This window comes from Mesorhizobium sp. M2E.F.Ca.ET.209.01.1.1, from assembly GCF_004010375.2.
Lineage (GTDB): Bacteria > Pseudomonadota > Alphaproteobacteria > Rhizobiales > Rhizobiaceae > Mesorhizobium.
The window spans coordinates 1-306 of sequence record NZ_SADP02000949.1; the positions used below are offsets into that span (position 1 = coordinate 1).

The 306-nt window shown below is 61.1% G+C and carries 1 protein-coding gene; it reads left to right on the plus strand.

From position 1 onward, the window contains the following. Positions 1-50 precede the first annotated feature (50 nt). On the plus strand, positions 51-306 hold a 256-nt coding region (locus EN852_RS38625), incomplete at its 3' end, for a ParB-like protein (protein ID WP_281407861.1).

A 306-nucleotide genomic window follows, 5' to 3' on the forward strand; every position in this document is an offset into this window, starting at 1 on the left:
GACGCTCTTCCGATCTGGAAACCACAGCAGCAAGGACAGGATAGCGTGCCATGATCGACCCGCGAGAACCCATCGTCAGCCCGGTCCCCGTCGAGGAATTGAGGCCGACCCAGATAACAGTCGGCATGCGGGAAGTTGCGTTGAAGCGCCAGATGATCCGGACGCAGGACGCCAAGAACAAGACCGGCGCCTTTCTCGGCAAGCACATGGTGCCGGTGGTGCTCGGTCCCAAAAACCGCAACTACGTCACCGATCACCATCATCTCGCCCGAGCCCTGCTCGAGGAAGGGGTCAAGGACGTGCTCG